The organism is Aestuariivirga sp., from assembly GCF_044239095.1.
Classification (GTDB): Bacteria; Pseudomonadota; Alphaproteobacteria; order Rhizobiales; family Aestuariivirgaceae; genus Aestuariivirga.
In genome coordinates, this window is the sequence record NZ_JBIICB010000222.1 from 1 (window position 1) to 7,320 (window position 7,320).

Annotated in this window: 7 protein-coding genes; 2 read left to right on the plus strand and 5 right to left on the minus strand. The window is 63.5% G+C overall.

The window, feature by feature from the left end; all coding sequences use genetic code 11:
• The 3 genes from ACILRA_RS17080 to ACILRA_RS17090 form a co-directional block, all read right to left on the minus strand.
• A partial coding sequence (locus ACILRA_RS17080) for an alpha-ketoacid dehydrogenase subunit beta (RefSeq protein WP_395663271.1) occupies positions 1-948 on the minus strand: 948 nt, incomplete at its 3' end.
• Positions 948-1,964 (minus strand): thiamine pyrophosphate-dependent dehydrogenase E1 component subunit alpha, encoded by a 1,017-nt coding sequence (locus tag ACILRA_RS17085; protein WP_395663272.1) that lies wholly within the window; start codon positions 1,962-1,964, stop codon positions 948-950. The genes ACILRA_RS17080 and ACILRA_RS17085, both read right to left, overlap by 1 nt.
• A complete protein-coding gene (locus ACILRA_RS17090; protein WP_395663273.1) occupies positions 1,961-3,316 on the minus strand; it encodes an NAD(P)H-dependent oxidoreductase in 1,356 nt (451 codons plus the stop codon). The genes ACILRA_RS17085 and ACILRA_RS17090 overlap by 4 nt, the downstream gene beginning before the upstream one ends.
• A 319-nt stretch (positions 3,317-3,635) precedes the next feature.
• On the opposite strand from ACILRA_RS17090, the gene ACILRA_RS17095 reads away from it, so the two are divergent.
• Positions 3,636-4,685 carry an ABC transporter ATP-binding protein gene (locus tag ACILRA_RS17095; RefSeq protein ID WP_395663274.1) on the plus strand — a complete coding sequence of 350 codons (1,050 nt, stop codon included), beginning with the start codon at positions 3,636-3,638 and terminating at the stop codon, positions 4,683-4,685.
• 112 nt (positions 4,686-4,797) lie between these two features.
• Here the strand turns inward: ACILRA_RS17095 and ACILRA_RS17100 are convergent, their stop codons facing one another.
• On the minus strand, positions 4,798-5,532 hold the full coding sequence (locus ACILRA_RS17100) for a FecR domain-containing protein (RefSeq protein WP_395663275.1): 735 nt from the start codon (positions 5,530-5,532) through the stop codon (positions 4,798-4,800).
• 382 nt (positions 5,533-5,914) lie between these two features.
• Between ACILRA_RS17100 and ACILRA_RS17105 the strand changes: the two genes are divergently transcribed.
• The gene (locus ACILRA_RS17105) at positions 5,915-6,472 is read left to right on the plus strand and encodes a UPF0149 family protein (RefSeq protein ID WP_395663276.1); all 558 of its coding nucleotides are present in this window, start codon (positions 5,915-5,917) and stop codon (positions 6,470-6,472) included.
• A gap of 16 nt (positions 6,473-6,488) precedes the next feature.
• Here the strand turns inward: ACILRA_RS17105 and ACILRA_RS17110 are convergent, their stop codons facing one another.
• Positions 6,489-7,004, minus strand: coding sequence for a CIA30 family protein (locus tag ACILRA_RS17110; protein WP_395663277.1), 516 nt, complete (start codon positions 7,002-7,004; stop codon positions 6,489-6,491).
• Between the last annotated feature and the right edge of the window lie 316 nt (positions 7,005-7,320).

Below are 7,320 nucleotides of genomic sequence, written 5' to 3' on the forward strand. Positions count from 1 at the left end.
TGGCACCTGCGGCACAGCGGCCTTCTCGAGCTGCGGATTGTAGGGGATGGGCGACTCGGCCCCGCCCAGCCGCATGATTGGCGCATCGAGATAGTCGAATGCCTCGCTCTCGGCGATGCGCGCGCTGATCTCAGCACCGATGCCCAGCGTCTTGACGCCCTCATACACACAGGCCAGCCGCGTGGTCTTCCTGACGCTTTCGATGATGGTGGCGGTGTCGATGGGGCGCAGGGTGCGGAGGTCGATCACCTCGATGTCGATCCCCTCTGCGGCGAGGGCTTCCGCGGCCTCGAGCGACTTGTGTACCATGATGGAGGTGGCCACCACCGTGGCATCACGTCCGGGCCGGGCCACATGGGCCTTGCCGATCGGCACGCGGTAGGGCTCCTCCGGCACGATCCCCTTCATCTTGTAGAGGAGCTTGTGCTCGAACACCATGACGGGGTCCGGATCGTCGATTGCCGCGAGCAGCATGCCCTTGATGTCCGCCGGGGTCGACGGCTGCACGACCTTCAGGCCCGGCACATGTGCCAGCCATGCATCGAGCGATTGGGAATGCTGTGCCGCGGCCCCGGTGCCCGATCCGGCGGGAAAGCGCATGACCAGCGGCACGTTCACCTTGCCGCCCAGCATGTAGCGGAGCTTTGCCGCCTGGTTCACGATCTGCTCCATGGCGAGCGTCGCGAAGTCCGAAAACTGAAACTCGAGCACCGGCCTGCAACCCGCAAGCGCCGCGCCAACCGCGACGCCCGCCTGGCCGAGTTCCGAGATCGGCGCGTCCATCACGCGGTCTTCGCCGTAGCGATGCACGAGGTCGCCGGTCACCTGGAAGGCGCCGCCATAGACGCCGATATCCTCGCCCATCAGGAACACGGACGGGTCCGCGTCCATCGCCTGCGCCAGCGCCTCCTGGATCGCCTGGGCATAGGTCAGTTCGCGTGTGCTCATCAGGCGGCCTCGGGCGAATAGACGTCGCGCGTCACGTCACCCGGGTCTGGGTCGGTGCCGTTGCGGGCAAACTCAATTCCGGCTGCGATCTCCGCCTCGGCGGCTTCCCGGATCGATCTCACATCTGCTTCCGTGGCGATGCCATGCGCCATCAGCTCCACCTCGAAGCGGGGAATGGGGTCACGCGCCTTCCATTCCTCGATCTCTTCCTTGCTGCGGTAGCGGTTGCGGTCGGAGCGCGAGTGACCGCGGGTGCGGTAGGTCTTGCATTCGAGCAATGTCGGGCCTTCGCCCTTGCGTGCCCGCTCGATCGCCGCGGCGATGGCTTCCTCGACGTCGGCGATCGAATTGCCGTCCACGATCACGCCCGGCATGTTGTAGGCGGACGCGCGGTCGGCCACATTGGCCACCGCCATCGAGCGCTCGGTGGAGACCGACATGCCGTATTTGTTGTTCTCGCAGACGAAGACCACGGGCAGCTTCCAGATCGCCGCCATGTTGAGCGCTTCGTGAAAGGCGCCCTCGTTCGAGGCGCCGTCGCCGAAGAAGCACATGGCGACGTCGTCCCGCTTCTGCTTCTTGATGGCGAGTGCCGCGCCGACCGCGATGGGCAGGCCGCCGCCAACGATGCCGTTGGCGCCCAGGTTACCCGTCGCCACGTCGGCGATGTGCATGGAGCCGCCGCGCCCGCGGCAATAGCCTTCTTCCTTGCCGAAAAACTCGGCGAACATCAGCTTGGGTTCCGCTCCCTTGCCGATGCAGTGGCCGTGGCCGCGGTGGGTGGAGGTGATGTAGTCGCTGTTCCTCAGCGCCATGGTGGCGCCGACGGCTGAAGCCTCCTGCCCGATCGAGAGGTGCATAGTGCCGTGGATGAGGCCGCGCATATAGGCCTCCTCCGCGCCTTCCTCGAAGCGGCGGATCAAGTACATCCGGCGCAGCGCTTCCTTGAGCTGTGCCGCGTTGTATTTCTGGTAGAAGGGCCGGGCGTTCGGCTTGATGCTGCCAACGGCGTTCATCCGACTGTTCCTTTCAGCATGTCGTCCTGCCGCTTGCGCAGCATCACGATGCGCGACGTCTCGTCCACGGCGCAGTTCTGGTAGGTGAGGAGCTCGCCCTTGCGGATAGCCTTGACGGCCTTGCCGCCTTCGAGCAGCCCGCAGGGGACGGCCGCGGAGGCCGCGGCATCCGGCATCGTCATGATCCAGGCACGGTAGGTGTATTCGCCGATCGCATCCAGCCGCTCACCCGGCTGCAGGTCCTTCTTGGCAACGGCGCAGACTTCAGCACTCGGCACGTCGAGCGGCTGCATGTCGGCAGTTCCATAGAGCACGGCGCGCGCGCAGGAGAGCGGCACCTCGAGGCTGGTCAAATGATAGGGGCGGTAGAAGGTGTAGTAGGGGCCAGGGCCGAGCTTCAGGTCGTGCATGCGCTCGCGCACCCGCGGGTGAGACATTTCCGCGATCACGAAGACGCCTGGCGCAACGCCCTTTCCGATCGAGTAGTCGACCACGCCCTTGCGTGAGAGAACGCCGCCGTCGGCCTTCGGGCACAGCACTTTTTCCAGCTCGGTGAGGCCGGCCGCAGGGCCATGCATGCCCGGGCAGTCGGGCACCAGACCGGTGGCGTTGGCGATGGCCGCCATCTCGACCATGGTCTTCGAGCCGTCGACGAACTCCACCAGCATGCGCGGGTTCATGTTCCGGCGCTTCGCCTCTTCCATGTAGACGTCAGGCGTCGCATCGATGTTGAGTGGATTGTTCTTGCCCTTGCCGGCCGCGACGATCGGATAGCCGAGGCCCGTCACGAAATTGACGAGTTCCATGGCGGAGGAAGGTTCATCGCCCGCACCCAGCGTGTAGACGACACCAAGACGCCTGGCCTCGCGCGAGAGATAGGCGCCGATCGTGACATCCGCCTCGACATTCATCATCACGAGGTGCTTGCCGTGCTCCATTGCGGTGAGGCCGATCTCGGCGCCGACGGCGGGCTTGCCCGTTGCGTCGATAATCACGTCGATGTGCCCGGAGGTGCAGACCAGCTGCGCGTCCTGCGTGACCGCCGTCTTGCCGGACTCGAGGGCGGCGTTGAAGGCGGCGGAGGTCCCGGCGACGGTGTGGCCGTCTTCAGGGTGGCCGGCGATGCGGAGCGCCTTCCTTGCGGAATCGAGATTGATTTCGGCGATGGCCGCCACCGTGATGCCGGTCATCTGCCGGCACTGGGTGACGATGTCTGTTCCCATCTCGCCAGAACCGATCAGCCCGACACGGATGGGACGCCCCTGTTCCTCCAGGCGGCGGGCAAGATCAGCGGCCAGCCCCGTGGCGGCCCCGATGCGCCGGTGGTCTTGCGACACGTCGAATGCGGCCATTCTGGCCTCCCCAATAAAGATGGCAATAAGATACTTTTATGCTGTATCAAGTCAATAAGTATTATTTGCACATAACATGTTCCTTCGCATCTGCAAAACGCCCTTTTGGCGAGTGCGAAGGGCCGCATGGATCGACAATCCGCCAGGGAACCGGCAAATCAGCCAATTAATACGAAACAAATGCTTTCTTCTGTTGCAATTGTTTCAGTTTTGTGAAACTCATGTTGGCATTCCGTCGGGCCGTGTGCGGCTCGAATTGGCATGGCTGCTTGCACCCCCGGGGATGCCGGCGGCATGATGAAGAGGGGATCGGGTAGTCATGGCGTCAATCAGCCTCAAGAAGATCAGCAAGGCCTGGGGTTCTGTCGTTGGTGTCGATGCAATCGACCTCGACATCCGGGACAAGGAGTTCATGGTTTTCCTCGGGCCGTCCGGCTGCGGCAAGACCACCACCATGCGCATGATCGCAGGCCTCGAGGACCCGACGGGCGGCGAGATCTTCATCGATGGCGATACGGTGAACGACGTCGATGCGCGCGACAGGGATGTCGCCATGGTGTTCCAGAGCTATGCGCTCTATCCCAACATGACCATCTACGAGAACATCCGCTTTCCGCTGCGCATGCGCGATGTGCCCAAGGAGAAGCACGATGCGCTGGTGCGCGAGGCAGCCCGCATCGTCGAGCTCGGTGACTACCTCGACCGCAAGCCGCGGGCGCTCTCGGGCGGGCAGCGGCAGCGTGCCGCCTTGGCCCGTGCGGTGGTGCGCCATCCGAAGGTCTTTCTCATGGACGAGCCCCTGTCGAACCTTGACGCCAAGCTGCGCCTCACCATGCGCGCGCAACTCAAGCATATCCAGCGCCGTCTCGAGACGACGACCGTCTACGTGACCCATGACCAGATCGAAGCGATGACGCTTGCCGACCGCATCGCGATTATGAACAAGGGCAGGATCCAGCAGCTCGGAACGCCGGATGAGGTCTACAACAATCCTGCAAACATTTTCGTCGCCGGCTTCATCGGCTCGCCGCCCATGAACCTGATCAAGGGCGATCTCGAGAACGGCACCTTCACAGGCGCTTCGACCCGCGTGGAAGGCGTCGGCAAGGGCAGCCGCAAGGATGTGATCCTCGGCGTGCGCCCGGAGGATATTTCGGTGGCGGAGGCGGGCAGGGGTCACCTGAACTCCGTGCTCTACTCGCTGGAGCCCACCGGCGATCAGACACTCGTCTCGGCGCTTGCGGGCGATCTCATGGTCGTCGCCAAGGGCTCACGCAGCTTCCGCCAGGAACTTGAGACGCCGATCAGCCTCAGCTTCGATACGAGCCGCTGCTACATGTTCGACGCGGCGAGCGGCGAACGCATCTGACGCCAGGCGCCGCCAGCCCCGCACTCGGCGATCATCGAAACTGGCCGCTTTGTGCAGTGCCGTGCTGCACGCTGCGGCTGGATGATCAGGGCATCAGCCGGGATCTGGAGCGTCAGCCCGGGGTTTGGAAATTGTTATCCTGCGGGTTGCGCGGCTTCTGTGGCTCCGGCGGCTTGTAGGTGGGTTCCTTCCTGAGGCCGGACCCGCCGTTGCCCGGGGCGATGTCGCCAAGGCCCGCGCAAGTCGAATCCGCCTTGAAGCCGCGGGGCAAGCCCGCCTGCCCCGTCAGGAATGGAAACACATCGCCGGCCCGCTTGTTGATGCCCAGGTCACGCACCACGCCCTTGGGCTTGGTGATGGAGCCGTCGGGCCGCGCCAGCAGGAAGTCGCACCGGCGCGTGAGGCGTTCGCAGCCCCGCCTGCCGCAGAACTCGGCTGAACCATTGAGAAGCGCGATGGCCGTCACGCCGTCTGCCCCGATATAGACGTCGAATGCCGTGCCGCGCACACTCAACGCGCCTGACGGCGTGCGGATCTGGTAGGCCGAGGAATCGGAATTGCCACTGATCCACCGGAACGTTCCCTTCGTGGCGCCAATCACCAGCTTCTCGGCCTTGGCGCCGCCACGGTAGATGAATTGGTCTATGAGGATCGATGAGTTGGGGCCAAGCGCCAGCTTTGTCCCGTCCTGCAGCACAAAAGCTCCGGTGCCGGAGGCGTTGCTCCTGATCCGCTCGTCGCGGTGGATGGCATCCCCCTTGCCGAGTGCTCCCGCCTGACCGCTGACCTGGACAGACACGCGAACCACTTCGCCCACCCGCTCGGCAGCTTCTGCCGCATTCGGCAATGTTGCAATAACTGCAGCGAAAACCAATGAAAACAGATTGCGGGCCAATTTGCACCTCTCTGTCACGCCAGTATCGAGATCAGCCTCGGCGCTATTTAGTTGGTCATACAAATTGCTATGTTTCAATAGCGAAAGCAGTCAATTCATGCACGCTTGCGTCGTCTCGCGAGCCGCTGGCCCCGGGGAATGCCGCCATCATGATGTGGTCCGCCCTCAGCCGCCACAGCGGCGGGCGATCAGTCAAGGTCGCTGGAAGATTTGCGCTCCAACCGTGTCTTCACCTGCTGCTTTCCCACGGCAGCGCGACTTTCGTGGCCTTGGGTAAGATAATTTTAACCCTATTGCGCAATCGTTTGTTATCCAAATCGAACAGGTAAGCGCCATGTCGGACGAAATCCAGAATCAGCTCGAGTTCTTCAAGGCCTATCTCGCATCCGGCCGCGCCCCGCGCTGGACCATGGGCCCAGCCGACATCCACGGCTTCCTGACTGGATTGGCGATTGCCGGCCCCCTTCATGAGGACGAATGGACGCCGTGGATCTTCTCCGGCGAACGGCCGCGCTTCGCCTCTGATAAAGAGGCCTGGAATGTCATGTGCGACCTTCTTGATTTCGAGGAGCAGGTCCGGTGCAGCCTCGGTTCCTACCGGATCGTGACGGCACCGCTCTTGCCCTATGTTGGCAATGGCCAGTTCTCAGCCGCTGATTGGGCCGAGGGCTTGATGCAGGCCATCGCCGTCAACCCCGGCCCCTGGCAGAAGGCGATCGATACCGCGGAGCAATCGCTCGCCACGGTTCTCTCAGCCTGTTACGACAACCAGGATGATGACGGGCTCATCAATATGGACGGTTTGGACGAGTTGAATTATCACTTGCGCCACCTTGTCCGCATCATGCAGGCGGCACCCGGTCATCTGATGGTCAGAGCGCAAGCCGCCTGACGCGAAAGTCAGGGCATCAGAAAAAGCGGATGGCCGACAGCGCGAGGTCGGCCCGGAAGGCCCGCCCGATGGCCACGAGGCCGAGCCTGCGGATGCGCCCGGGCGCGAACGCCACTTCAGTGCGATGCGGCAGGAACCCGGTGAAGGGAAGCCTGATCGTCCGCCAGTCTGGCGGCGCAGAGAAGGCCTGGCGGTAGGACTGCCAGGGGCGGCCAAGGTCTGCCGTCCGAAGATGCAGGCCATAGCTTTCCCCATTGCCAGACACCTCGATCTCGAGCCCCTCGTAGGCCCGGCAATCGACCGATCCTCCCGATGGATCGAGGTCAAGCGCCATCTGGATGAAGCCGCCATTGTTCTCCAGCGACACGTCCCCCGTGAGGTGGATCGCCATGCGGCCCGCCACCGGCTCCAGGGTGAGCCGGCCGGAGGAAACACCCCCCATCACGCGGTCAGACAGCAACTCCCAGCTTGCGCCGTTGGTGGCTTCGGGAAACCGTCGCGAGAGGTCGTCGATGACAGGAAACAAGGTCACGGGCCGGAAGCGTTACAGGATGAACTGTGCTGGAACAAGCTTCAGCGATCCGCTGCTTCTTGGATGAAGGAGTGCTGAAGGGAGTAGCAATACCCGAGATGCCGTTGAGATAGAGAGGGAAATCCACCATAAGGAGCCATAGACGATGGTGGAGCCTGATGGCGAGATTGCCGCAAGACGCCTGTTCGAAGCCGCAGCGGGTTCTGGTTCTCGGCGCTACCGGAACCATCGGGAAGGCTGCCGTGCGCGCCCTCATTGCCGCGGGGCACGAGACAGTGTGCTTCCTGCGTCCCCGTCCGGATGGCGGCGATCCGGC